Source organism: Pontibacter sp. MBLB2868 (assembly GCF_051904785.1).
Classification (GTDB): Bacteria; Bacteroidota; Bacteroidia; order Cytophagales; family Hymenobacteraceae; genus Pontibacter.
This window is the reverse complement of sequence record NZ_CP196710.1, coordinates 2,674,426-2,700,420: the sequence shown is the minus strand read 5'-3', so window position 1 is coordinate 2,700,420 and position 25,995 is coordinate 2,674,426. Positions and strand designations below refer to the sequence as shown.

At 42.0% G+C, this 25,995-nt stretch carries 27 protein-coding genes and 3 tRNA genes; 14 read left to right on the top strand and 16 right to left on the bottom strand.

The window, feature by feature from the left end:
- Positions 1–58 precede the first annotated feature (58 nt).
- From bioB to ACSX1A_RS11445, 11 genes are all read right to left on the bottom strand, one after another.
- Positions 59–1,060 carry a biotin synthase BioB gene (gene bioB, locus ACSX1A_RS11495; RefSeq protein ID WP_439879795.1) on the bottom strand — a complete coding sequence of 334 codons (1,002 nt, stop codon included), beginning with the start codon at positions 1,058–1,060 and terminating at the stop codon, positions 59–61.
- 249 nt (positions 1,061–1,309) lie between these two features.
- Positions 1,310–1,792: a cupin domain-containing protein gene (locus tag ACSX1A_RS11490; RefSeq protein WP_439879794.1), complete on the bottom strand. Its 483-nt coding sequence runs from the start codon at positions 1,790–1,792 to the stop codon at positions 1,310–1,312.
- Positions 1,793–2,296: 504 nt separating this feature from the next.
- Positions 2,297–3,130: a hypothetical protein gene (locus ACSX1A_RS11485; protein WP_439879793.1), complete on the bottom strand. Its 834-nt coding sequence runs from the start codon at positions 3,128–3,130 to the stop codon at positions 2,297–2,299.
- 293 nt (positions 3,131–3,423) lie between these two features.
- Positions 3,424–3,867, bottom strand: coding sequence for a GNAT family N-acetyltransferase (locus tag ACSX1A_RS11480; RefSeq protein ID WP_439879792.1), 444 nt, complete (start codon positions 3,865–3,867; stop codon positions 3,424–3,426).
- A gap of 74 nt (positions 3,868–3,941) precedes the next feature.
- Positions 3,942–4,979 (bottom strand): NAD-dependent epimerase/dehydratase family protein, encoded by a 1,038-nt coding sequence (locus tag ACSX1A_RS11475; protein ID WP_439879791.1) that lies wholly within the window; start codon positions 4,977–4,979, stop codon positions 3,942–3,944.
- Between the two features lie 124 nt (positions 4,980–5,103).
- Positions 5,104–5,589, bottom strand: a complete 486-nt coding sequence (locus ACSX1A_RS11470) for a GyrI-like domain-containing protein (RefSeq protein WP_439879790.1) — start codon at positions 5,587–5,589, stop codon at positions 5,104–5,106.
- A gap of 59 nt (positions 5,590–5,648) precedes the next feature.
- Positions 5,649–6,305 carry an alpha/beta hydrolase gene (locus tag ACSX1A_RS11465; RefSeq protein ID WP_439879789.1) on the bottom strand — a complete coding sequence of 219 codons (657 nt, stop codon included), beginning with the start codon at positions 6,303–6,305 and terminating at the stop codon, positions 5,649–5,651.
- Between the two features lie 117 nt (positions 6,306–6,422).
- Positions 6,423–6,839 carry a hypothetical protein gene (locus ACSX1A_RS11460; RefSeq protein WP_439879788.1) on the bottom strand — a complete coding sequence of 139 codons (417 nt, stop codon included), beginning with the start codon at positions 6,837–6,839 and terminating at the stop codon, positions 6,423–6,425.
- Positions 6,840–7,040: 201 nt separating this feature from the next.
- Positions 7,041–8,357 (bottom strand): toxin-antitoxin system YwqK family antitoxin, encoded by a 1,317-nt coding sequence (locus ACSX1A_RS11455; protein ID WP_439879787.1) that lies wholly within the window; start codon positions 8,355–8,357, stop codon positions 7,041–7,043.
- Between the two features lie 211 nt (positions 8,358–8,568).
- Positions 8,569–9,753 carry an acetyl-CoA C-acyltransferase gene (locus tag ACSX1A_RS11450; RefSeq protein WP_439879786.1) on the bottom strand — a complete coding sequence of 395 codons (1,185 nt, stop codon included), beginning with the start codon at positions 9,751–9,753 and terminating at the stop codon, positions 8,569–8,571.
- Between the two features lie 265 nt (positions 9,754–10,018).
- Positions 10,019–10,657: a hypothetical protein gene (locus ACSX1A_RS11445; protein ID WP_439879785.1), complete on the bottom strand. Its 639-nt coding sequence runs from the start codon at positions 10,655–10,657 to the stop codon at positions 10,019–10,021.
- A 559-nt stretch (positions 10,658–11,216) separates the two neighbouring features.
- Between ACSX1A_RS11445 and ACSX1A_RS11440 the strand changes: the two genes are divergently transcribed.
- Positions 11,217–11,606, top strand: coding sequence for a VOC family protein (locus ACSX1A_RS11440; RefSeq protein WP_439879784.1), 390 nt, complete (start codon positions 11,217–11,219; stop codon positions 11,604–11,606).
- Between the two features lie 44 nt (positions 11,607–11,650).
- Here ACSX1A_RS11440 and ACSX1A_RS11435 read toward each other — a convergent pair whose 3' ends face one another.
- From ACSX1A_RS11435 to ACSX1A_RS11420, 4 genes are all read right to left on the bottom strand, one after another.
- Positions 11,651–12,289 (bottom strand): HD domain-containing protein, encoded by a 639-nt coding sequence (locus tag ACSX1A_RS11435; protein WP_439879783.1) that lies wholly within the window; start codon positions 12,287–12,289, stop codon positions 11,651–11,653.
- 113 nt (positions 12,290–12,402) lie between these two features.
- Positions 12,403–12,909 carry an acyl-CoA thioesterase gene (locus ACSX1A_RS11430; RefSeq protein WP_439879782.1) on the bottom strand — a complete coding sequence of 169 codons (507 nt, stop codon included), beginning with the start codon at positions 12,907–12,909 and terminating at the stop codon, positions 12,403–12,405.
- Between the two features lie 117 nt (positions 12,910–13,026).
- Positions 13,027–13,971, bottom strand: coding sequence for an aerotolerance protein (locus ACSX1A_RS11425; RefSeq protein WP_439879781.1), 945 nt, complete (start codon positions 13,969–13,971; stop codon positions 13,027–13,029).
- Positions 13,968–14,939 (bottom strand): VWA domain-containing protein, encoded by a 972-nt coding sequence (locus ACSX1A_RS11420; protein WP_439879780.1) that lies wholly within the window; start codon positions 14,937–14,939, stop codon positions 13,968–13,970. Before ACSX1A_RS11420 ends, ACSX1A_RS11425 begins: the two co-directional genes overlap by 4 nt.
- Before the next feature lie 460 nt (positions 14,940–15,399).
- On the opposite strand from ACSX1A_RS11420, the gene ACSX1A_RS11415 reads away from it, so the two are divergent.
- The 4 genes from ACSX1A_RS11415 to ACSX1A_RS11400 all read left to right on the top strand — a co-directional run bounded on the left by ACSX1A_RS11415 (position 15,400) and on the right by ACSX1A_RS11400 (position 17,637).
- A tRNA-Ser gene (locus tag ACSX1A_RS11415) sits at positions 15,400–15,486 on the top strand.
- A 112-nt stretch (positions 15,487–15,598) separates the two neighbouring features.
- Positions 15,599–15,672: transfer RNA gene (locus ACSX1A_RS11410), tRNA-Pro, on the top strand.
- A gap of 67 nt (positions 15,673–15,739) precedes the next feature.
- Positions 15,740–15,813, top strand: a tRNA-Arg gene (locus ACSX1A_RS11405).
- A 126-nt stretch (positions 15,814–15,939) separates the two neighbouring features.
- On the top strand, positions 15,940–17,637 hold the full coding sequence (locus tag ACSX1A_RS11400; protein ID WP_439879779.1) for a WG repeat-containing protein: 1,698 nt from the start codon (positions 15,940–15,942) through the stop codon (positions 17,635–17,637).
- Between the two features lie 407 nt (positions 17,638–18,044).
- Here the strand turns inward: ACSX1A_RS11400 and ACSX1A_RS11395 are convergent, their stop codons facing one another.
- Positions 18,045–18,425, bottom strand: coding sequence for a hypothetical protein (locus ACSX1A_RS11395; RefSeq protein WP_439879778.1), 381 nt, complete (start codon positions 18,423–18,425; stop codon positions 18,045–18,047).
- A 115-nt stretch (positions 18,426–18,540) separates the two neighbouring features.
- Between ACSX1A_RS11395 and ACSX1A_RS11390 the strand changes: the two genes are divergently transcribed.
- From ACSX1A_RS11390 to ACSX1A_RS11350, 9 genes are all read left to right on the top strand, one after another.
- Entirely contained in the window at positions 18,541–19,998 is a 1,458-nt protein-coding gene (locus ACSX1A_RS11390; protein ID WP_439879777.1) for a tyrosine-type recombinase/integrase, read from the top strand.
- A gap of 528 nt (positions 19,999–20,526) precedes the next feature.
- On the top strand, positions 20,527–21,036 hold the full coding sequence (locus ACSX1A_RS11385; protein WP_439879776.1) for a DUF4304 domain-containing protein: 510 nt from the start codon (positions 20,527–20,529) through the stop codon (positions 21,034–21,036).
- 39 nt (positions 21,037–21,075) lie between these two features.
- Positions 21,076–21,675 carry a hypothetical protein gene (locus ACSX1A_RS11380; protein ID WP_439879775.1) on the top strand — a complete coding sequence of 200 codons (600 nt, stop codon included), beginning with the start codon at positions 21,076–21,078 and terminating at the stop codon, positions 21,673–21,675.
- A 92-nt stretch (positions 21,676–21,767) separates the two neighbouring features.
- Positions 21,768–22,043 carry a hypothetical protein gene (locus tag ACSX1A_RS11375; protein WP_439879774.1) on the top strand — a complete coding sequence of 92 codons (276 nt, stop codon included), beginning with the start codon at positions 21,768–21,770 and terminating at the stop codon, positions 22,041–22,043.
- Between the two features lie 241 nt (positions 22,044–22,284).
- A complete protein-coding gene (locus ACSX1A_RS11370) occupies positions 22,285–22,545 on the top strand; it encodes a hypothetical protein (RefSeq protein ID WP_439879773.1) in 261 nt (86 codons plus the stop codon).
- A gap of 229 nt (positions 22,546–22,774) precedes the next feature.
- Positions 22,775–23,875, top strand: a complete 1,101-nt coding sequence (locus ACSX1A_RS11365; RefSeq protein ID WP_439879772.1) for a hypothetical protein — start codon at positions 22,775–22,777, stop codon at positions 23,873–23,875.
- 1 nt (position 23,876) lies between these two features.
- Positions 23,877–24,059 (top strand): hypothetical protein, encoded by a 183-nt coding sequence (locus ACSX1A_RS11360; protein ID WP_439879771.1) that lies wholly within the window; start codon positions 23,877–23,879, stop codon positions 24,057–24,059.
- On the top strand, positions 24,056–24,859 hold the full coding sequence (locus tag ACSX1A_RS11355; protein ID WP_439879770.1) for a hypothetical protein: 804 nt from the start codon (positions 24,056–24,058) through the stop codon (positions 24,857–24,859). The genes ACSX1A_RS11360 and ACSX1A_RS11355 overlap by 4 nt, the downstream gene beginning before the upstream one ends.
- A gap of 110 nt (positions 24,860–24,969) precedes the next feature.
- Complete coding sequence (locus tag ACSX1A_RS11350) at positions 24,970–25,995, top strand: phosphoribosyltransferase-like protein (RefSeq protein WP_439879769.1); 1,026 nt, start codon at positions 24,970–24,972, stop codon at positions 25,993–25,995.

Here is a 25,995-nt window from a genome sequence, read left to right as displayed (position 1 = left end):
CTTCTTCACAGATACAATGAGAACAAAAGTCCTGTGTCTTGTGTCTAAAATCTTGTGCCTAAGAACAAACTTGTTGAGACTCTTCTTTGAAAGACTTTCTCGGAGAAAGACCCAGTAACTCGAACATCGCCTTGTCCTGATCGAAATCAGGGTTAGGGGTAGTCAGTAGCTTTTCACCGGTAAAGATGGAGTTAGCACCTGCCAGGAAGCAAAGCGCCTGTTCCGTAACGCTCATGCGCTCACGACCCGCTGACAAGCGTACCATTGTTTTCGGCATCAGGATACGGGCAGTAGCGATCATGCGCACCATTTCCCACACCGATACAAGTGGCTGGTTTTCAAGCGGAGTACCTTTTACTGGCACAAGCGCGTTTACCGGCACTGACTCCGGATGCTGTACCAGTGTTGACAATGTGTGCAGCATACCGATACGGTCTTCGTCTGTTTCGCCAAGGCCGATGATACCTCCGGAGCAAACAGATATTCCTGCTTTGCGCACGTTGTCTATCGTATCCAGGCGGTCATCATATGTACGTGTAGATATGATCTTGTCGTAATGCTCTTCTGACGTATCAAGGTTGTGGTTATAGGCATACAAGCCGGCTTCTTTCAGCTTCTCAGCCTGGTACTCATTTACCATACCCAGCGTACAGCAAACTTCAAGGCCCATCTCGTTCACGCCTTTTACCATGTCAAGTACTTTGTCGAAGTCGCGGTTATCGCGCACCTCACGCCATGCGGCACCCATACAGAAACGGGTAGAGCCACCTTCTTTGGCCCGCTGCGCTGCAGTTAACACCTGCTCTTGGCTCAGAAGCTTGTGCACTTCTACATCTGTGTGAAAACGCGCTGCCTGCGGGCAGTATGAACAATCCTCTGGACAGCCGCCGGTTTTTACTGAAAGCAGTGTACACACCTGTACTTCGCCAGTGGCTTGATACTGCTTATGCACATTAGCTGCCTCAACGATCAGTTCCAATACTGGTTTGTAGTATATCTCCTTTATCTCATCCAGACTCCAGTCAGTGCGGATGTCTGTGTTTTGTCCGTTTTGCGTCATGGTACTTGTATTTGGGTTACGAAGGTAATTTGAAGAATTAGGAATTAAAAATCAAAAATATGGGCAGTTTCGGTGGATAATTACTTAACTTATTCAGCAACTGTACTATTGCTGTGGATAAATTGGTTTGTGAATTTGTTGAGAAATTTTCCGGTTTATCATTTTTGAATGGTAAATACCTGAAAAGCCTCCGGCTACGGTGAGTAAAAGGGAGTAGCGACAAGTGATGCTAGTGCGCGGGCGTTATTATTAGCCAACTTTTAAAGGAGGTCCCACCACTTTCATGTCATGATCTTCAAAAACTTTAGCTATCTCTTCTTTGGATGGAGGTGAGTTCCATTGATCTGTCACCTTAAAAAATGACTCCATCTTTCCGGCGGGAGCATAAGAAACAACCACCCTCGCGTTCTCGGATAGTTGAACGAAGGCATGTGGTACGTTTCGAGGAAGAAAAATAGTGTCTCCGGGTTCCATGGTATACCTCTCTTCGCCAACCTGGAACAGGTATTCCCCTTCAAGCACATAAAACCACTCGTCCTGGTTAGGATGAATGTGTAAGGGAGGACCACCATTTGGCGTGTGTCCGATCTGCTCAAATACGGCTAAGTTATTGGCTGTGTCCTTTCCGGAAATTTTAATATCAAGTGTGTTTAGCGTTACCCCTTTCATCGTGTAATGAACACCGAAACGAGCTTCACCTGCTTTCACTTTAAAACCATCTGGTGTTAACATGATTAACCTCCACGTTGATTGTTTTGCGAAGAGAGCCACAGGTAAAGATGCCAATAGTCCAAGTATAACTTTCCGCCTGTTCATTGCCTATTCTAAGACATTGGATACTAAATTTTTCTTACCTGAGGCATTTGTACTTATACGTAAATATTGAATTCCGACATCATCTTTACATCTAAACTGGCAATGGTATTAGGTGAAACTGATCTGGATTGTTTATGTTTTAGTCTATTTATTCTATCTGCTCCGACCAATACTAAAAACCCTCGTCTCCACGATGTTCCGGACAATTTTGCTGGTATACTTAGGGGAATGGCTATGTTGATCTATGTAAAACTAAAAGGCGTCGTTATTTATTCGAAAACCATATCAGGTTGTTTACATGTTGTTCAGGCAGCGCAAAATGTTTTCAGAAGGAAAAGGTTGCGGTACGTTTTATCAGGTCGAAGAAGACAGTTAGTAATAAAAAAAGCTCCCTTACCAACACAGGCAAGGGAGCTTTTTTTATTTTTCTAAATTGTGCCATTCCAGGTTAGTAAGGGCAACAGAGTAGGTGCCGGTAGTACTGTGCTGTATGGTGTAAGACTCAGGATAGTATCCAGGATCTTCATACTTTAGCAAAGAGGGAACAGGTGTCTCAACTTGAACGTTTCCTGCTAAACCTTTTAAATAGGCTACGGTAATCATCGGCTCCATGAACGTTATCCTGTCTTTGTTAGAGCCGTAGATGAAGGTTTTACTGAAACCGGCAGGAGAATACTCCGGTGATGTTACATCCACCCAGTGAACCCCCATCTGCGGAACAGCCATTGGCTGTGGTCCGAAAATGTAGGTAGGGGGGAGGATGCCTTTTTCGAGGAGCGTGTAAGCGCCTGCGTCCACGCCTCCCTCAATATGCTTGATCTGCCCATCGGTGATCATGTAAAAGTGGAAGTCAAAGTGAGGAACAGTATAAACCCCTGCTGGTTCATGGCCCATTGGGTTCCAGTCTACCATAACAGTTTTTATTCCTGTGGCATGTGCCTGTCCAGGCAGTTTGAGGAAGAACATGCCCATCTCAGCAGGCATATTTTCCAATACCTCCTCCGACATCTCAATTCCAATCGCTTCAGGCTTTCCGTTAATCAATTTTACCCAGGTGCGGGCAGTGCCTCCCAGCATAGGTGTAGTTGGTCCGTAATATACATTTGTCCGCTCGTGCTTCATCTCCTGCTGAGCAGTAGCCTGCAGTCCATCCGGCTGCACATCTTCCTGACTTTCGCATCCGAAAATAGCCAAGGCGCAAAACATTAGGGGTACTCTGAACAGCTTATAGCTGCTAGCTTTTAAGTTAATCATAAAACTGATTTAGTTAAAGTTTAACAATGATTTTAAAGCCGACTGTAAGGGAGCTGCAGAAGGGTTGATAGAGATGGGCACAGTGGAACAAATATATGTTATGTAGTTATAATAATATATATTTGCACTAAAGGAAAGATGAGCTTTACTAAATATTTATGCAGAATGGCACCAGTAAAAGCAAGGGAAGTAATTCAGTAGAGCAAGAGTAGTAATTCAGTAGCGAATAAATTTAAAAACAGGATGTTTCGCCTCGTAAAATACAGGATTCATTATTCTGAGCCAGGACACGTTTAGCTCAGTTCCAATGTCATCTGGTACAGGTCGAAGCCTTTTGCCCAGAAGTCTTTCTCGGTTCTTTCAAGCACAAAACCATTTTTTTCATAAAATCTATGAACCAGCTGTGTCGTCCGGACAACAATTTTTGTAATGGCTGGCTCTTTTTTTATCTCATCGATCCTAAACTGGGTGAGTACCTTACCTACGCCTCTGCCCTGAAAGTCAGGGTGAATGATGTCCCAGGAGATCCTGGCTGTTTTCCCTTCATCAAAGCCAAGGTTAAAACCACCTGCACCTATAAGCTGACCACTATCTTCTACTACAAAATAATGCTGTGAATGATGCGCTAGATACTCGAGATAGTCTTGCTCTTCTTCAGGGGCGAAGTACTGCGGGGTATTTAGCCTAAGCAGTGCTATTAGCTTGGTTGTATCCTCTGGTTTATACTTTCTGATCATTCTCTTCTGTTAACTTGTTTTACAAGCAGTGCTGGGATAAAAATTACAACTTATAAACTATGGTAGCGCAATAGTTAAGCTAAAATGTTGTCCTGCTGCATCTGCAATACCATATCTTCAATGGTTTTATCAAGCGGAGTATACTTCAGGCCAAGTTCCTGCTTGCTTTTTGTAGTATTAAGCTTGATCGGGTGGCCTACGTTTCTCTTGATGAATTTTGTTGTCAACCCAAACATCCAGCCTACCAGGTAAAGCATCATCTTTGGCGATTTCATGACAGGTAGCTTATACTTACTACCAAATTTACTTTTGATGATCTGAGCTGCATCGAATACGCCGGCGGTGCGTTCAGACAGAATATGTCTGCCGGATGCGTTATCGTTCTCCAATGCCAGCAGGTGCGCCTGAGCTACATCACGTACATCAACAAAACCGAACATGAGCTCCGGCGCTCCCATATGGTACTTGCCCGTCAGCATGTCTTTCATAAAGCTTAAACTCTCTGAATCTGAAGATTTGGCCAAAGCGGGACCTAACACAAAAGAAGGATTGATCACAACCAGTTGCCAGTCATTTTGCGCATCATGTATTTTCCAGGCTTCTTTTTCGGCCTTTACTTTTGAGTAAGAATATGGCTGGTGCTCCAGTGAGCTGGAAGTATTAAAGTGTTCTTCTGTGAATTCATCAAGTCCTTGCTCCTTCATGTCTACGTTATCGCCGTGCACAGCTGCAACGCTTGATGTAAGCACCACTTTTTTAACAGTACCTGACTGGTTTGCGGCCTCCAAAACGTTTCGTGTGCCGTTCACGGCTGGGTCTATTAAATCTTTCTGAGCATCCTTAAAACGTAGTGTAAAAGGAGAGGCCATATGAATGATGGCATCAGCACCTTTAGCAGCCTTGTTAAAAGAGCCTTCTGTTAATAGGTCAGCTTCCCAGATCTCAAGTTTCCCGTCTGATTTATCAGCAATATCAGACAGGTAGGCGTACTTTTCCTTTTTGTTTTTGTTGCGTACAGTCATCCTAACGGTATAACCTTTCTCGAGCAGCATCTTCACTACCCACGATCCTATGTAACCTGTTCCGCCGGTTACTAAAATTGTCTTGTTCATACTTTTGAGATTAAATGAACCCAATACTCAGTTGGTACAATGGTAACTTGATTTGCAATATATTGGTTGAAAACCAGTATGTTAAATAATCAAATATGCATCAGCACGATGATGGACTATGCGCCTATACTTTTGGCTTTATTGGAACCCACACCTCTTCCTCTGATTCTGGAGAAGTGGGATCATATGTTGCATGCATCACTTCAAAGTGAGGGCGGTCGTCCAGTACGTATGTTGATTGAGGAAGCCATACCCCAAAAATATAAGCGGTAGTTTTAGAGAAAGTTTCGGGTTTGCCTTTATGTATAAAAACAGCATACAGACCACCGGGTAAAGTATAAGCTTCCATACCTTCCGGAACCGGAGCACCGGGTTCAACTTCTACAGCAGCCCACTTTTCAAAATAGGTGTCTGGGGTAAACTGTCTCAGGTTATCTGCATTTCCAAAGTCCTGCACCGAGTAAAAGTCGCTGTCAACGCGGCCAGTGATCTCCTTTTCGCGTGGCTTAAAGCCGCTCCAGAGTTCAAAAGTTCTGTTCTCAGCCAGTTTAGTGCGAATTCTATTTCCGATCAGGTTTCTATCGGGTGCAGTAAGTATGTCTGGTTGCAAAGTGTAGCTTCGTTAGTGTGTAAATGGTTTTTGAGCTCTAAGTAAGGGGCAGCATGATTCTACTGCTCGAGAATTTTGCCGTAGTGCGCCTTTAATTCTTTATTTATAATTTCACTGATCTCTTCGGCTCTGTCAACGATCATAAAATGCCCTCCGTTTTGAACCAGGTGTATTTGCTCATTGCCCTTGAATGGAATTAATTTGTCATTCGAGCCATGGATTCTCAAGACGTTCTTTATTCTATCCCGATTATTCCAATTCGTCAACTGGTTGACAGCCCATTTTGCAAAGTCCAGGTTAGTATCATCAAGGATACTGTTTAGGAGCCCTTTGTTAGGGGTTCCAAATAAAAACTGAGCAAGTACTCTTGGCGGATCGAAAGTTTTAGGAGGGAGAAGTTGTAGCAAGCCAGTTTTACCGATCAGTCTAAAGAGAGGCCTTAGCTCATCTTTAGTTTCTGCCGTGGATAGTAGTATAGTCAGCTTTGGCTTCATGATTTTACTGATTTCAACTGCTATTAGTCCTCCGAAACTAACTCCAAGAATTCCGAATTCGGAGGTTGTGTCCATAATTTTTGAAAGCCGATTAGAGTACTCTTCAATAGTTTCGTCATTATGATGCTCAATCCACTTAACAGGGACAAGGTCACAGTTTAACTTCAAATAGTTAAATACCCGTTCGTCTGCTCCAAGTCCGCTAATTGCGTAGATTTTCAATTTAGTTCTTATTATTTATAACATTAACGGTCTTGTACAGGCTGCGAACGAGGCGCAGCCGAGTATGGAGCCTGTGCCGTGTTGAGCTTTCGTTTTTTTTATTCTTAGGCTAAAGTTTTATTTGTAAAGAATACAAGATATTGGAAATGATAATCGACAACACACAGGTTCCCCATTCATTATTCCAGCCTTCCAACCTTTCATTTTTAGTAGCTTTTGCTTTATTTCAAATTCAAACTCACTTGAGATATTTGAATTTGGGAATTCAACGTCAACTACATTTCCTTGTTGATTAATAATCAAGTCAATATGTACCTTAGTGACAAGAGCATCATTCTTTTTATTGTAGCTGCTTACCACTGGTGCAACTTCATTCAATAAATATTTTGTTGCTTCAGCATCACCTTTCTCATACATAGGTATTGTCTCTGTTAAAATGTAAACAGTATCACAACCCAAAGCAATTTGAGCAAAGGCAGTTTGCTTATTTAGAAAAAATAAGAGCGTCAACAAAAGCAATGGAATACACTTCATTTTATTCTTCTGTTTCTAATACCTTTTATGAGATTATAATTCAAATGCAGCTCAACTTATAGCTAAACGGAAGTGTATTCCTGTTAGCAATCTAATATAGGTAATTAGCAGGAGTTAATGCTGCGTAACAGGAAAAACGATACAGCCGAAACAAAAAAAGCACCCATACCAGGTGCTTTTTCTATTGCTAAGAATATAAGCTTATTTCTCTTCCAGAACCTCGCCATTACGGTAAACGCGGGTTTTAAATATTTTTCCTTCTTTATTGTGGTACTTCCAGGTACCGGTTTCGCGGTTGTTGCGGAACTGACCGAGCACCTCCACTTTGCCATCTTCGAAATATTGCTTGAACGGCCCAAAGCGACGACCATCTTTGTAGTTAGTTTCTGATTTAAGCTTGCCGGATGGGTAATACTCATAACTCTGGCCAACAATTTTGCCGTCTTCATAAGTATACTTCTCCTTCACCTGCCCGCCTTCATAGTAAACCAGCTTTTCGCCCACGCGTTTGTCGGCGTTGTAGTTTTCTGAAACATGTACCGGCTTGCCGGGAGTATCATAGTACTCTTTCCAGTTACCGTGTTTCTTCTTGCCTTTTGTCTGTTCCTCAGCTTTAATATTACCGGAAGGGTAGTAGGTGGTTGTTTTCGTATCGTCACCGTTATTGCTGCCGATGATCTCTTCCTTCAGCTTACCATCTTCGTAGAAGTATTGCGCAGAACCATTGATGGCTCCGTTTTTATAGTTGATCACGCTAAGTGGCTTGCCGCTTTCATAAAATGCTTTAGCCTGGCCATGCATTTTGCCAGCTGAAAAACTGCCTTCGGTGCTGAGCTGGCCATTGCGGTAGTAGCTCCTGAAGCTGCCGTTCTTTTTACCTGCCTCGTTCATCGTCTCCGTCTGCAGCTGGCCATTATCAAAGTATGTTTTGTAAGGTCCTACCACCATTCCGTTGCTGTAGGTAGCATCAGATTCCAGTTTGCCATTCGGGAAGTATGTTTTAGCCGGACCGTCCTGCTGGCTGTTCTTGTACGATATCTCAGAGCGGAGTTTACCATCTTTATAATACTCCCGCACCATGCCTTCCGGATAACCCTTTACAAACTCAGCCTCTTTTTTGATAGTGCCATCAGGGTTATAGGTCTTGAAAACACCGGACTGCTGGTCGTTTTCGTAGTTGCCTTCCTGTAAGATTTTGCCGTTTTGCTGGTAAGCTCTAAATGGCCCCTGCATTATACCCTTATCATAATTTACCTGCAGCTTTACCTGCCCGTTTGGGTAGTATTCAGTGTACACGCTATCTTTTTTCCCTTCTGAAAATTTTACCACAGCCTCCTTTTCGCCATTCAGGTAATAGCGGTTGTAGTAGCCAACAATAGCAGAATCGGGAAGATGGATCTGATACACTTCCTTAACAGCACTTTGGTCCTGGGGGTGATAAGTGATGACTTTCTTTTGAGCATTTGCTATACTTTGTGACAGGCAAAATGCTATAAGTAAGAAAAGAATTCTAGACATAAACAGCGTTAATTAATTCTGAAAAAAACAGCATGGGTGATGGTAAAGTTGAAACCTGCTGAAATAGGTAACAATACAGCGAAAGCATAAATTCAAAGTATACTATGTAGCCCTGCTCATTAGCATCAGAAGATAAGTGGCGACACGTATACTAAAAAAAGAAGCCTTACGAGTTAACGTAAGGCTTCCTGCAAATTGTATGCCTGGGGTACTATACTTTCTCTATTACTATAGCAGAAGCACCGCCGCCACCGTTGCAGATACCGGTTACACCTATCTTGCCGCCTTTTTTATCAAGTACATTGCAAAGCGTTACCAGTATGCGAGCTCCTGAAGCACCAAGCGGGTGACCAAGAGATACCGCTCCACCGAATACGTTCACGTTACCGCCTTCCAGGCCAAGTTTTTGGTTGTTAGCGATCGATACTACTGAAAAAGCTTCGTTGATCTCGTAGAAATCTACATCAGATGCATCTACACCTGCATTCTTTAGCGCTTTTGGAATTGCCAGGGATGGCGTTGTTGTGAACCAGATTGGATCCTGCTCAGCATCGGCAAATCCAAGGATCTTCGCGATTGGCTTCACACCCAGTTCTTCTGCTTTTTCTTTGCTCATCAACACAAGTGCAGCAGCACCATCATTCAGCGTAGAAGCGTTCGCAGCTGTTACAGTACCAGCTTTATCAAATACAGGGCGCAGGCCTGGTATCTTTTCGAAATTTACTTTCTTATATTCTTCGTCCTCAGAAACGATGATAGGGTCTTTGCCACGCTGCGGGATCTCAACCGGAATTATCTCGTCTTTCAGCAGGCCGGCTTCAGCAGCTTCTGCTACTTTTTTATAAGAACTGATTGCGTAGTCATCCTGCATTTCACGGGTGATCTGCATTTCTTTGGCAGTATTTTCTGCCGCGTTACCCATATGGAAATCGTTGTACACATCCCACAGACCATCGCGCAATAAACCATCAATCATTTGGCCGTGGCCAAGCTTTGCACCGAAACGCGCTTTATCCAGGTAGTATGGTACATTAGACATACTTTCCATACCGCCAGCCACGATAACATCTTTGTGACCCAGCATAATAGCCTGGGCAGCAAACATAACTGCTTTAGAGCCAGAAGCACATACTTTGTTTATTGTTGTGCACTCTACTTCGTAACCAAGGCCGGCAAAAATAGCTGCCTGACGCGCAGGAGCCTGGCCAACGTTAGCAGAGATCACGTTACCCATGATCACTTCCTGAACTTCCTTTTTATCAACTCCGGCTTTCTCCAATGCTCCTTTTATAGCTGCAGCACCCAATTGTGTTGCACTAAGGCTTGCCAATGCACCACCAAAGCTGCCAATAGGCGTACGAACCGCCGAAACAATATATACTTCTTTCACTTGCATAGTAAGAGTAGGTTAAGTTTTATCGTGTGAAATTACTATTTTTCAGCCTCATTACCAAACGTTCGTTAGCTAAAACAGCGAGGCCAGTTCAGTATCATTTTCCAGACTTTTTTTCGATTGAAATGCTCCTTGGGGAAAGTCTGGTATCATATAAATTGTTTACGGAACTTAAGGAGGTTTTGTATCATACCAAAAAAATAAAAGAGGGGCAGGAATTACCCTGCCCCTCTTTTGATAGCTGTATTTAAATTAGATACGGGATATCTTATTTACCCATTTTACCAGGTCTTACAACACCACAGGCAACTGGTAGTGTGGCAACATATTGTTCTCCGGTTACCACGCCATCAACTTTCAATCCATCAACTGTTAAGCCATGCAACACAATCGCATTGTTCTGTAAAGGTAGCAAGTCCATGTTTTCAGATACATCAAATGTCATGGTGTAGTCAATTGTACCATCCGGAGCAGTTGGGAACGGTGCAAGGGGTAACAGTACTGGTCCATAGTAAGGCGCACCCTCAGCAAGGTCTATAAAGCCATCTCCGTTCATGTCAGCTGACATTGGTGGACAAACAGCATTCCTGTTATTATCCATGAAACCATGAATATGCTGTGGGTGCAGTTGATTTGGCTCCAGTCCGCTGGCCATCACATGCACACGTAACTCATCTCCCATCAGTGTTAATGTTGCTGTACCGTGTACACCCGATTCGTTTAATGGCATCAAGTCTACTGTGTAGGTTTTGTCCAGATTCAGCGACTTGTTACTTCTAGCATCATTCACATTTTGGGCCTGTAACATGTTTTCATCAGGAGAGGCATTTTCAGATTCGCAGGCAGAAAACGCAAAAAGAGAGTAAATAGCTACAGCAGTAGTAGCCTTATGTAATAGGTTTTTCATAATTTTATTTTTTAATTATTTAGTTTGTAATACATACTCCGTAAAACACGCTGATTATGAGAATGTTATTGATTAGCTGGTGAACGGATCGAAATTATAAGAGAGGGTATGTAATTAATAAGGCAGGAAGCAATCCAGTGTTTTGGAATCAGGTAAATCAGAGGTTTTTAAGTGTGTTGTGAAAGCCTTTAAAAGGTACTGTGATAGCGGAAAAGTTATAATATTTAAACTTTTTATTGTTTAGCCAGTAAAGAGGTCTGTTAGATTAAGATCATTGCTAAAGTACTGCTGTGATTGCTTAAAGAATCGTTTCACAACGACTTATTATAGCTTCCATCAGCATGCTTACAATAGATCAGGTCTTTCCATGCTATGAAAGGCGAGCCACACGTTACCTGTGTGGCTTTTTCTTTTTAGGGCGATATCCTGCTGTATTGCCAGCGTATATCCTATACGCTGCTAACACGGTCTGAACAAACAGAATGAACTTTAGCAGGAGATTTTCAAAAACCTAAAACACTATTTACATTCGCAGGCTAATGAAATCTATTCTGAAACTATGAGCTATAAATTTGGTGTGGGCATCAGCCACCTGGAGTTCTGGGTAAAAGATATGGAAGAGTCCTTGCAATTTTACAGTGAGCTTTTTCCATTGATCGGATGGCATGCATTGAACCGTACTTCCTTTAGTTGCGGTGTGCATGAAATTTATTTTCGTGAAATGCCGGTTCAACTACACGATACACTAGGTGTCAGGCATATCTGCTTTCACGCATCCAGCCGTTCAGTGGTTGATAAGGTAGGGGAGTGGCTGCTTAACAAGAAAGCAGCTATCATCAGGGGGCCGTTGGCTATGCCTCACTATGACAAGAGTTACTACACTGTGGATTTTAAAGATCCGAATGGCTTTATACTTGAAGTGGCACATGCCCCGGATTTGAAGCTTTAAACGTGCAAGCCCTGGCTGTAGCGGGGCCTGCACGTTTTTATGCTTTATACTTCAAATGTATATTTTAAAGAAACCCGCTCTCTAACTTTTGCAGTGTCAATGCCTGCATTCTCCATTTTTATTACCGCGTATTCCTCGATCAACTCCTTAAACTGTGTCAGGCAGCTATCGAAAGCAGTATGTTTACCCATCAAAAAGGCGAGTTCCTGTTCAACTTCTAACCAGGTGGTTATATCAGCATGGTTATGCTGGATCTGTACTTCCAGTTTGTCCAGAGCATTAGCCACTCGGGCCTCGTAGGTCACTTTATCTTCAAACTCATGCCATAGCTCGTAAATGTGCTGGCCTATGCCATTTCCAAGCCTTTCACGTAGGTTTTCGATCGCTTTTAGCTCTTTAGCCTGCTTCAACTCTTTTGCTTTGGCTGTGGTGACCTCAAAAGCGGGAATGTCACCTGCTTCTGCTTCTACCAGGTCGTGGATTATGACCATCTTAAGGGTGCGGGCAGTATCGATCTCCTTATCCAGGTATGGCTCAAGGAGTACTACCATTAAGGACATGCGCCAGGTGTGTTCTGCAACACTTTCCTGTCTGCCGTTAGAGAGCCAGCTGTGCCTGAGTTCATACTTTAATTTCTCGGCCAGAGCGAGTACCTCCAGCACATTTTTTAATTGATTTTTCATAGTTTTAGATCGCGAACTGATTTTTTACATAAAGCTGGTAAAAGTAATATAGCTGCAGGAAAAATGTGTTAGTGCAGGGTATGTTATTTTAGAATAACTATATAATCAGGAGTTTATGCCTGAGCAGCTGATCTTAACTCTTTCACCCGCTCTTCAAAATACTGGCTGGGTTTTCCTTCTCCCACCACGGCTACTTTGCTGTACAGGTCCATCAATTCGTCAGAATATTCGGCTTTTTGCCCTTTTTTAACATCCACGTAAGCAAAGCGTGTCCAGATCACAGATTTTATCGCTCCGGTATCCCTGTCAAGCATTATACATTCGGTAAGCAGATCAGATGTAGTGTACCATCTCAGGCAGGTTCTGATCTTAACCCACTCCATAAATTTAACTTCACTGAGATATGATAGTTGATTCGAAGCGACTACCCAGGCTTTTCCTGTATTCCTGATATGGGCATATATATCCAGGTCGTAGAATTCGCGTGTCTGATCCTCGCGTGCATTCAGAAAATAATCAATGTAGCGGCCATTGTTCAGGTGCCCGAACGGGTCGCAGTCTTCAAACCGGATAAGCACTTCGCTCTCCAGATACTTAGGCAGGTTATCAGTTTCTTTCATATTTCTATTATAAGTTAAAAAAGGCAATGGGCTAACACAGTGTCTGCAGCTCCTGTAGGGCTGCCGAATCCGAGGTGTCACAATAGGAAAAGCAGACCACTAAACAGGGTTAAGTGGTCACCAGTCAGGGATGGATCTGTCAGGCTTTTTACCTGCCTTTTTAGGTAGTTGCTGTATGTATTGTAGCTCGGCATTGCGCATGGCATCCAGTAAAAGTTTAGCCTTATCCGGGCTAATGTTGGCCTGCTGTAACCTGGTTCGGCGGGTTTGGGCGCGGGCGTCGTTGTCAGAAGCATTCTCGTAGCCACCACTACGTTCCTGCTGTCGAGGGTCGAACTGGCTTTCGCGGTTCATACCTTCTGTGTCCCCTTTTTCAGAGCCGGAAGCTTGTTCTTTTTCCTGCTGTTGCGGTGGTTTCTCATTTTTCTTATTGGAGGTTCCACCTGTACCTGTTTCACCCTCTTTGTCGGGTTGTGGTTGTTCTGTTTCCTCCTCCTTGTCACCTTCGGAGTCTGGTTTATTTTTAGCCTGCGGCTCCTCTTCGGCAGAAGGAGGCGTAGAAACACTGTCTTCCGGTGCTTGCTCAGGCGGGGTAAGTGGTTGCTCTGGCTGCTCTGCAGTTTCAGGATGCAAATCGAGGTATTTTTTGAGGAGTTCGTAGTTATACCTGGCTGCCTCATTACCAGGGCTTGCTACCAGTGCTTGCTTGTAAAGGGAGAGTGCCTGTTTATACTTTTTTTGCTTAGTGGCTATGTTTCCTAGCTGTAGATGTGCAACAGAACGTAGTTGGTGCGAAGCATTATCTGCCAAAAGTCGGTATTCTTGTAAAGCCTTGCTAAACTGCCCTGCATTGTAGTAAGAATGGGCAAGGTTCAGGCGCAGCTGATCATCCTCTACCTCCAGCTGATTCAGCAAATATTCGTAGGCAGCGATGGCCTCTACATACTCTTGAGACTTATATGCCTGTGCGGCTTCTGAAGTATACTTGTTGATAGAGGAGATGGTGCGAAAGCCACCTCCCAGCAAACTAAGCAGGAAAACCAAGAGCCATGCTGCTTTCATATCCGGATTACTTTGATCGTGATGAGTACATCAAGCAGAACCAACAGTAAGGCTAATGCCAAAGGATAAATATATTTGTTAGCAGTTACATCTACTGTTTTGCTCTCCCGCAGTTCTCCTTCAATTCTGTTAATGGCACTAATAAGTTTACTAACCTCACTTACACGGTCATTTACCTCAAAATACTGGCCGCCGGTCAGGTCTGCCAGTTGGATCAGTGGAGCAGCGTTAAGGGAGGTCGTAATTATTTTGCCCTGTTTGTTACGTTTAAAGCCGTTGCCTACTGGTATGCGGCCTCCATCCGAAGTGCCAATGCCTAAAGTATAAACTCTGATGTTTTGCTCATTCAGCTTTTCAGCCAACTGTTCTACGTTTCCGCCAAAATCTTCTCCATCGCTAATTAGCACAAGTACCTTTGCTTTTTGCTGCTCCAGGTTTGCCTGCGTTCCGGCTGAAAATTTATCCAACGTTAGTTGGAGTACAGGCCCGTAATCTGTGCCGGAATAAGGTAAAAGGTTGGTGTGCAGCGTCTGGATGTACAGTTGCAGCGCGTTCTGGTCGTATGTGAGCGGGCTCTGGATGTAAGCGTCGTTCGAAAATACCATTAAACCGATCCGATCCGAGTTAAACCTGGCGATCAAACGCTGTATCTCGTGTTTTGCTTTTCCAAGACGTGAGGGTTGCACATCGGTCGCATCCATAGACTTTGACAGGTCTACGGCAATGTAAAGGTCTTTTCCTATCGTCTTAATTTCTTTTTTCATGGCTCCGAACGAGGGGCCAAGGATAGCAATTATGATCAGTAGGAGGTATAAATGGCGAAGCAGGAATTTAAACCATACTACATGTGGGCGTTGCTTAAAGAAACTCGCCACTTTCCAAACCCGGTACAGATAACCTATGTACAGCACAAAAAATAATGTGCCGAACAAGATCTCGAGTAAAGTAATGCTCTGATACCAGGTCATGGGAAAACATAATCGGAGTACAAATATACTAAAGCTTTACATTAGTGATGTGTTAAACAATACATAGCTTTTAGTTGTGCCTATGTGCTAAGCAAAGGCAGTCGCCTGGAATTTTATAATTCTTACGGTGCTTTTTAAGTCAAACGCTATATAAAATGGAAGCAATATCTGCCAGATGAAGTAATAAAATCACTGTTTTGCTATTCGTTTGCCAGCAGACCTGGGCTTTATAGTCTGATATTTCCACTGAATTAGTAGCAATGAGCAGGTCGCTCGAAAAAACTTGGCCGGCATCAATAAAATTTTCAATCTATTTTGATTGGCCAAGCTGTATATTATCAATTACTTATACTTTAAAGGCTGTTTTTAATGAATAATTATGGCTTAAATTTTAGGGATTGCTATTGCGCTGTTAAAGGTAATGTCGTATGTTTGCATTCTCTTTAGCAGGAAGAGCACCGGAGAGGTGGGTGAGTGGCTGAAACCAGCAGTTTGCTAAACTGCCGTACTCGTAAGGGTACCGGGGGTTCGAATCCCCCCCTCTCCGCAAGCGAAAAATATTTTAAAAAAGTTTTGACAATTTAAAATCTTCGCTTACTTTTGCACCGCGTTCAACATTAACAGTGTCACAAACACTACCGGAGTTGAAGGCAATAGTTCGGGGTGTAGCGTAGCCCGGTATCGCGCCACATTTGGGATGTGGAGGTCGTAGGTTCGAATCCTGCCACCCCGACTTAAAAATTTCGGAAGAGATTCCGAAATTTTTTGTTTACGGGAAGTGTTACATTTCTCTAAACAATGGTCTCGTAGCTCAGCTGGATAGAGCAACTGCCTTCTAAGCAGTAGGTCTTTGGTTCGAATCCAAACGGGATCACTTGATTATCAAGCACTTATAAGGTAAAACTTGTAAGTGCTTTTTTTATGTGCACACAATTTGCACACAACTTTTCTGCTCACTGTTACTTGCTAATTGGGCGCAATAAAAATCAAATAAACACATATGAAGAATCCATTTTTGATTTTATTTATTGGCATCCTGGTTTTTTTTCATTTGGATGTTGCTGCACAGATAAATTTTGAAGCGCCAGAAGAAAACCCTGCATTCTACAAAGAAAATAGAGATAAGATAAAACTAAAGATGGCAAAGCTTATTCCTTACAAACGGCAAAAGCTTTGGGGGTATGCTGATTCAACAGGTGTCATTCGGGTGGCTCCGAAATACCAACATGCTGAGCCTATTTATGCAGGGGTGGCCCGTGTGATGCTCAATAACCTCTATGGCTTAGTAAATGACAAGGGTAAAGAAGTGCTTGCTCCACAATTTGACAAAATAGAGAAATTTGATGGGCAGTTAGCAACTGTTGTTCTTAACGGAAAACAGGGAGTCATTAATAAAGGTGGAGAAATTATTGTTCCTGCTATATATTCTTCTGCTCTTCCATTGAGAGATGCCTATAATAAATTAACAAACTATGTAGTAGTATATAACTATGAGCGGATTGTTCCAGATTTGCCTGGTGTCACACATGAGGCGTATAAACAAGTCTATGGACTGTTTGATGCAGCGGGAAAGGAGATAAGGCCATTAATGTATTCTGGCATAAGGGCAATTGGAGATGGAGTTGTGAGAATATCTATTGGAAAGACATTCTCCTATATTGATGATAAGGGCGAAACAATAATTAAGGAAGTTACCTATTTTGCTGATAAGCAACAAGATGGCGTAGCTGTGGTACATGACGAAGGAAGGAAGTATGGGTACATGGATAGAACTGGTAAATTAATTATTCCTATACTTTATGAAGCAGCTTTCGATTTTGAAAATGGTTTTGCCGCCGCAAAACTAAATAGTAAAGTGGGTCTAATTAATAAGCAAAACGAGATTATTATTCCATTTCTCCATCAGAGTTTACAGGTTTACCCAGATGATAAAATAGTATTAGCTTATAAAGATGGAAAAATGGGAGTCTTGGGTTTAGATGGAAGTACTTTAATAGATTTTCAATTCCGGCAGATTCAGTTTGATGACAAAGATAAGCTGTTCACCTTGTATTCACCTGATTTTTTGAGTACTGGAGGTAAAAAAGGGCTTTCTTGTGCCTTTTTAAATCAGCAACAACAGTTAGCTTTTATTGAAGATGTTTACATAGATTATCAGGACAATTTTTCAGATGGAATTATAAAAGCAAAATCCATCATTGATAAAAAAGTGGGCTTTATCGACAGAAGTGGGAAAACTGTAATTCCATTTATTTATGATGATGCGCAATCTACTAAGGATGGCTTGGTTGCAGTTAAGAAAGACCAACTTTATGGCCTTATTGATCTCAAAAACAGAGTGGTAATCCCAATTACTTATGGATACCTTAAGGTTGTTTCCTCTGAAACTTTCTTAGTGAAGAGTAGCCCCAACAGCAATTCTAAGAAAAGCTATTATGGTCTGATAAATAAGCAAGGAGAAGCGTTAACCCCAATTCATTTTAAATATATAGAGCCGTTTATTAATGGAAAAGCAGTAGCCAACTTAGATGGAAACCTTACTATTATTAACACGGCAGGTAAGCAACTTGTGCCTCTCACAAATTTACCTACAGGGACCGTTGCTCAGAGTGGGGTGGAGCAGGGAATTTTTCTGGTTTCTGATACCAATGGTTTCCAGTTTGGCTATGCAGATATTTACGGAAGGTTATACTTTTAGTCAATATTATTACTGTTGCTAATAGTAATGGCTGCAGTATGTAAGAAAATTTATTTCTAAGTCTAGTTATTGTAGTTTAAACATTATAAAATACAGCATTTACTCCCTGCTGGTAGCAATACCAAGATCAATTAAAAGCCTGCAAATATCTCATTTGCAGGCTTTTTTTGTTTTGCCAGATCTATCAGGTTATTTAGTCTCTCTCAAAGTATGGGTACGATCACTCATCAGCTGTACATCCATACGCAACCTTCTTTACTTTACTTGCTGTTTACCAACTAGCGTAGTTTACTAAAAGCTGGAAGCGTACCGGGATATCCCGTACAGGGCCTGTAAAACCTAGCCACCGAATCAATACGACAGGGAGCGCCTTGCACAGGTGCGGATAATTTACCTGTTCAGTTGCTTTACTTTCCTTGCTCCATGTATGGCTGCCAGTTGACGATGATCACCTTCTCTTCCTCAAGCAGCAGGTAGCCGTAGTCGTAGCAGAAGTGGTAGGTGTTGCCGCTTTTGGTGCGGTAGAGGTGGGTGAAGTGGCGGAAGTCGAAGCCGGCCATCTCCAGCACTTGCCGGTAAGTGCTGGTTTTCCCCTGGGGACTGGCCTGCCGGAGAATGGTGCGGTTGCGGCGTAGGGTGGCATTGAGGCTGAGCATGAGCTGCTCCCCCTCATTCTGCCGCCTGTTCGCGTTGTGGGCCTGCGCCCGACACTGGTTGGAGCAGTAGCGCTTGTCTAATCTGCCGCTCAACTTGTTGCCGCACTGCGGGCACTGCTTTTCCTCCTTCATTGGAACATCCGTTTTTTGAAACGTATAGTTGCGTTTAGAAACGCACTTAGGTGTTTCATAAAACGGATGCGTTGACTGTGGGGTTTACATTTGGGCAAAATTAACAATAGGCCCTATGCAGCAGACTTATCATACTTCTCCCATCCTTTACCTGAACACGCTAGAACACGAGGGAAAGCAGTTTATCCGGTTATGGCACAAGCCCAACCCTTTTATTGTCAACAGGTTGAAAGAGGCGCCCTGGGTGAAATACAGTAAGCAGTACAAGTGCTTTGTGATGCACCACAGCCCGCAGGCCATTGAGATGACACACACCCACTTTCAGGGGTTGGCCCTGGTGAACACGCGCTACCTGTACCGCCCCAAAAGGCTGAAACCCAATAAGCTAGTGCCTGTGCTGGCTGGTGAACAGCGTGGGGAGCCACTTGAGAAGATGCCGGATTTGCCGGTGGTCAGGCTTCAGCCCATGCTCGCGGCTGGCGGCAAAACGGTTATCAGCGTTACCTTCCGCTACAGCCAGCAGGTATATGAAACGCTCAAATGCAGCGGCCTTGCCACCTGGCAGGGGGAGCAGAAGTGCTTTGCCATCCCCGAGGGCGGGCAGCACATGCAGCAACTGGCCGAGGAGCTCGATGGAAAAGGCTGGCTATGGCTGAGCCCGGAGCTGGTGGTGCGCGACGTGCTCTTGCTGCGCAGGCTGTGGGAGCAGACGTATGTGAAAGCGGATAATTACATCACCTGCCCGATCGATTACCTGGAGAAGCTCTACCTCCTGAACTACTCCATGAACACCATTCGCACCTACCACAGTCTTTTGCTTCGCTTCCTTAACAGCCATAAGGCCAAGGGTATGGAGCAAGTAAATGCTTTTAGCGAGGAGGGTATCAACCAGTACCACCGGCAGATGGTGCAGGGGGGCACCTACTCCTGTTCTTTTGTGAACCAGAGCATCAACGCCGTCAAGTTCTATTACCAGCGGGTGCTGGGCCGCCATGAGGTGCAGCTGCGCGATGTGGAGCGGCCCGAGAAGCCTGACCGTTTGCCCACGGTGCTCAGTAAGCAGGAAGTGTTGAAGATACTCTCGGCGACGAATAATCTGAAGCACAAGTGCCTGCTGCAGCTTTTGTATTCCGGTGGCCTGAGAATTGGCGAGGTGATCAATCTGAAACTGACGGATGTAAAGTCAGAGCGCAACCTGCTGCTCATCAGGGGCGGCAAGGGTAAGAAGGATCGCACTACGCTCCTCTCGCAGAAACTCTTGGAGAACCTCAGGGCCTACTATAAAGCCTACCGACCGAAGGAATGGCTATTTGAGGGGCAGTCTGGCGGGCAGTACACGGTTGACAGCACGCGCAATGTTTTCAGGGCCTGTGTGGAAAGGGCTGGAATCAAGGCTAAGGTCACGCCCCACACGCTCCGCCATTCTTTCGCCACGCATCTGCTGGAACAGGGAACGGACCTGCGCTATATCCAGACGCTGCTGGGGCACAGGAGCAGCAAAACCACCGAGATCTACGCGCATGTGACGACGCACGCGCTGGATAAAATCGTGAGCCCGCTTGACAATTTATAGAAAAGAGCTATATTAGCTAAAGAATATGCAATGGGAGCAGGCTTTAGGAAATACATTATGGAAAGAACCTGCTAGTACAGGTGAATATTCCTCCGCACATAGTGCAGATAAGCCGAATAGACTTCCGTTTAGCTACAAGTTAGGCAAAATGTTAGTTAATGAAATGACAGAATAATAATGGATTGGTATGAGCTTGTTCTTGGAGTACTGTTGCTTCTGTTAGGAATTATTATAATGTACTACCTCTTTAGTAATAAAGATGAAAGAGTCATTGATAAGTATGGGAATAACATTAGCATGTTTGCAGGTGCTTTTATGGCTATTATTATAGGAATGGCTCTTTTGCTTAGAACTCTTTTTTAACTTTAAGAAATAGACACTTCTTAAGTAAAAATTGATGAAAATATTTTGCTTCAGGCTTTACTTGCAGTATGAATTATAAATGTGAAGAACTACTTAGCCTAACCACACCTTTACCGTAGCTACGCCACGGCAAAGCCAAGTACGTTGTAGGCAAGCTAAAAACAGATGACTGCAAAAGAGAAACAGAAGGAATTTATTAAGACTTACCTCAAACCAACATTAAAAGAATGGGGCTATCAGACATCTGGACAAACTTGGTGGAAAGACAAAGGAGAATTTTTCAACGTAATTAATCTCCAGAACTATTCCTGGAACTCACAAGACAGTGTAGACTTTCGATTCAATATCGGAATTGCTTTGAAAGCAATAGTGAAGGACGAGAATAAGAAAAAAGCAACATACAATGATTTGACGGTTCACCTTGATGAAGGAGCCTTTCTGCCAGACCGAAAAAAAAGAAAATTTGGAGACAATCAAGGATACTCCATAACTAACAACACGGACTTAGAAGAATTTAAAGACTCTTTAATTTTCGACTTTGAACAGTTTGTATTACCTGAGCTAGACAAGCCTAAAACAATTGAAGACTGTCTTGAATTCTATGGGAAATTCACCTTTTGGGGTGATAACCTAAAAAGACAATTAAAGGAACTTGGATTAATTGAAAAAGAATAAAAAAAGCCTGCCTACAACAACGCATATAGCTTATGGCGGGTGAACGGCTGCCAGCAAGGTTTTCGCTCCCTAGCCAGCTTTAGTTTCGGTGGACAGGAAAGTGCTTCGAAACCGCCACAAGCCATATGCAAACCGTTAGGGCAAATAGTGAAGTATGAAATGAACTTGAATAGACTAAAGAATTTGACATTACTTTCTTTGCTGTTGCTCATTGGATGTACACCAGAAGAAAGTTTACTGCACTATAAGTTCGGACAAAATACCATAACCCGACTTAACAAAGAAAAGAAAGTCTATCTGTATGACGGTGCATACTCACTTGAAGGCATAGAATCACAGCAGGCTTCAGCTGTTATCGATTGGCAATTTGACGATGGACTATTTTGGTTTATCCAGTTCCAACCAGATGATACGGTACTCCTATTTAGTGGTGGACTCGGCAGGCTGGAGAGCATAAATAAAAAGGGCTCAAAGTTAGTGTATAGTAAGGAAACTAATGACCTTCTAGAACCATACCAAAGCGATAGTAGCAGCTATAACAATCTATATCAGTTGAGTAACAACCTGCAATTAGAAAAAGAAAGAAACGAAAAGTTTGGAAGTAAGGTCAGAAGAGAACCTATAAGAGTAAGTCAGTAAAACAACAAGCCCTAACCCAATGCAGCTTTTATGCTCAGCTACGCTTCGCCCATCAGCTGCACTAACCCGTTACCTGTAAGAGAAAAGTATGAATGAAAATGAAGTATAGTGTAGACTATTTGATAAAAGCCCATACTCATTGTTATTCTCATAGAGAAGAAGTGCTAGCGAGTGAGGTTTGTGCATGCTTTTACTGTCAAAACACTTTTGCTCCAAATGAAATTAAGGAATGGTTTGAAGAAAGTGATGGTGGAATGACAGCAGTTTGCCCTAAATGTAATATAGATTCCGTTTTGGGTTCTAAATCTGGTTTGCCCATAACGGACAAAGAATTTTTAGACGAGATGACAGAGTATTTTTTCTCTTGAAAATATCTCATCATCATTAACAAGAAAAAGAAGAACTCAAGCAGGTAACAAAGCACAGGCATTATGTTCGGCTACTGCCTCACCCATTGCCTGTACGAGAACGTTGGCCGTGATTGGGCTTATTTTCAGGTTTTAAAGTGGCGTGTCTTTCAGGCTTTTTTTAGGGCTGGGCGGCATCAAAGGCCACTAAAGCCGGGCAACGATCAGGAAAAGAGCCAAAGGCATAAATGGAGTTTAGGCCGTGAGTCTTGCTTCGGCGGTGCCGGGAGAAAGCTGGCTTTCGGACGGGGGCGTCCAGGCAAGACTTACAGTGGGGCGAAGTTATACTTGGGAAATGACAAAGTCAAGTATGGAACTTCGGCCAGGGTGGCTCTTTTACAGAGAGTTGCTGGCAATAGAGAGGCCAATGATAGAGTTAGTCTTTCTTTTGGTGGTTGCCAGCCCGGGGCCTGACGCCTCTGGCAACATTGCTAATACCTCACTATTAACAGTATTGCCATAGGGCTAAAGCGCCACTTAGAAGTTGATTTTAATAGGAGAAAATAACCCAACCATGCAGGGTGTTTTCCCTTGAAATAAAAAGAAAAAGTTCGCATTAATCCGGGAGAAGAAAGGGAAAACCCCCTCGACCAACACCGTCCAGATGCCATTGGAGGAACCTTGCAGAGCACAGCGACCCTCCAACGAGACACCATCTGGCCTAACGTTATGTCTAATAAAAATTAATAAAAATGAGATATATAGCAATAGTTGACAAGCTTCCTCCTGATTTTTCAGAAGGAAGTTATAGCAGGGTAAATGAAAGCAATTTTGTTCATTCGGCAACTTCTAAATTACCCATATCATCTTTGACAAAGAAAGGGATAGAAAATGTAGTTACGGTTGCAAAAGTTGCAACATCTCCAATTTTAGCGGTTCCTTCATTTTTAAAAGGAAAAGTTGAATCGAAAGCATTGAATAAAATTAATGAGATTGAAGAATCATTCGTTTCAACCGCAGCAGAATTTTTATACAATGAAAATTATAACTCTTGGTTTAAAACGGATAGTGAATGTTTAGACTGGGCATTAGGCGGCATATCTTTTAATAACGCAAGTACAAAAGGGAATTATAGCCTTGAGCCAAAATCTCTGTTCAGCCCGATAATTGACTGTGTACCTAACTTTAGTACAGATGTTCTTAAAAAGCTAATGCAATCAGGTGGTGGAAGTGAATTAATCATTGTTGAAAGAAACAATGTACCTAAAAGTTTTCACTTATCAGGTGAGTTCGGAGTTTTTGATACTGGTCTTTATATTACACATCCAAAGCTTTCAAATAAATTAATTCCATTAAAGAACTCAGTAGAATTAATCAAGGATATCATTCTTGAAGAAATGATTACTATCCTTACATTTTTGGGCGCAAAGCGAATAGTAATTAAAGAGGCAATTGGGAAAAAGATTAATACATCTTTTGGCTTTAAGGGCGGAACAGTTGGAAGTTCCTCTGACAGTAATATGGAAACTTTACGGATTAAAGAATTCGGAGAAAGCCCAATTGACTTAGCAAGAGCCAGAAAAGCAGTTTTATTTACAGCTGATTTGCCAAAGTTTAAAACAATATTTCAGGCAAGAGAACATAGCAATCAAACTTTGGAAGTCTTTGAAGAAACAGTAGATTTTTCAGCCAATATTGATGTTTCTGTAATCAAAGCCATTAACCCGGCATCCATTTCAGGTTCTATAAATCTTAAAAAATTCTGGAGAATGGAGATTGAATTTTACGATAAAAATAAATTGCCGCAGGCAATTGAAGAAGGCAATGCAAATTGGTTTAAAAAACTCTTTTAAAATGATACTAACATTGAAAAACGGCTACGTTGAACTTAAAGATGAACGTGGCAACCTAATCCGAAAAATTGGGACAGGTAACGCAGTTAATGCTGTATGGAGTGGCGAAAAAATCCATATAACCAGAAAGGATGGGAAAAATGAATTAAGAGAAAAAAACGGCAACTTAATCAGAATGATATGATACTGAAGAATTGGTTAAATAATTGGAATGAGTCCATCAAAGAATGGAGTAAAGAACCGCACGAATTTTACAACAGGGATATTTTTTCAACTATTTATTCTGGCAAGGACAATCAAGCATTAGTACCTAATGCATTATTAGAACCTTATTTTGGAAACCCATTCAAAAACAGTTGCGTCATTCTTAATCTTAATCCGGGTCAAGTAATTGGAGAGCTTCAAGATATGCACACAGGAAGCTTTGTAAAGTTAGGTAATGCAATAAACGACTATCAAAACTTTGCAGAAAAATTCCCATACTTAGATACTTTCAGCGACAATTTAGGCGGAACTTGGTGGCAACATAGAAACCAATGGATAAACCGTTTAGTAGAAATAAAAACAGGTTCCAGTAGTAATCTTAATCCTTTCGCTTTGGAAATCTGTTATTGGCATTCTAAAAGTTGGGCAAAGCTAAACCTAAATAAAAAGGAGTGCAAGCAGTATCTGCAAGAGTTAATGTTGATAGCAGAAGAAGCTAATAAACATTCAGAACTTAAAGTAATCACTTCTGTAGGAAAACTTTATTGCAAAATATTTGAGCTCCTTGGTTACGAAAAAATCATTGAAGTTAACAATAAAAACTTCACAGAATTCGGATTGACCTATCCATTAAACAAAGAATTAAAACCAAAAGATAGAACTTTCAGCCTCTTTAAAAGTCCGACAGGTACTTTAGTTTACAACACTTGGCACACAGGCGGGAATAAGCAACCATCCGACGATTGGGCAGAAATTGAAAAATTCGTGATAACGTATTAGGGGGATGAATGAAAAATGACAAGACATAACCCTGTATATACAAAACCCTTGCTACGCTGCGTGCTTTGCATATACTAACCGTTCTACGGTATTTAAGAAAAATAAAATTCATGGAAAAAGAAATCAAACAACTACATCAAATCATAAAGGATTACAGAGAAGATGAAGGTCTTGGTGTTTCAGAGCAGGCTATAATAACTTGGATTAATCAATTTCCAGATGATGAAAAGATTTTTATTTTAAATGAATTGAATCACATTTTTAGTAAAGTATATTTTTCAAAAGAAAGAGTTAAGAAATTTCTTAAAGGAATAATTGAGAAGCTAAAGGAAAACTTTGGCTATTCTACTCATAGAGAACTTCTTGACAATTCAAACTTTCTTGATTTACAAGCAGAAGGTAAAAGTCAGAAAAAGCTTCTTGAATTGTTATTTGAAGTTTTAAAGGAGAACTTCAATTATAATTCTGACAACCTTGGGTCAATTTCACATAAGCATAATATATACATTGATGATGTTCTATGTACAGGGAATACTTCTTTTAATAACCTGAAAGACTGGGCAACAGAGGCAGGAAAAGATAGATTAGCAAAACTAAGGTCAAAAGAAATTGATTTAACAGTTTTCTATATGTTCATAGCAGAGAAATATTATTATAAGAAATTAGGGCAGTTCTATTATAATGTAAGCGATGATTTTAAAAATTTAATCAATGTTCTTTCAATCTATTGGTTTAAGGCTGCAGCCTTAAAACCAGTTGAAGAGAATCTACCTGATTTTGTATATGAGTATAAAGAAAAAGTAGAGAATGAAGCTAATGCACATGCTGAATCTAAAGGGTTCTCCAGTTATAGTTCAGACTTTTTCAGAAGTGATGTAAATACAGAAGAATTTTATTCTTCATCTGATAATAGAAAACGATTAGAACTGATTTTTTTAAAGAAAGGTATAGAGATACTAAGGAATTCAAATGTAACAATGACAAATATACGCCCTTTAGGATACTCATTACCAGCTTATAAAGATTTTGGATTTGGTGCTTTGATTTTCACTTGGAGAAATGTTGCAAATAATACTCCTTTAGTTTTTTGGTACAGAGGAGGGGGCTTTACACCTTTATTCGTCAATAAACGATAG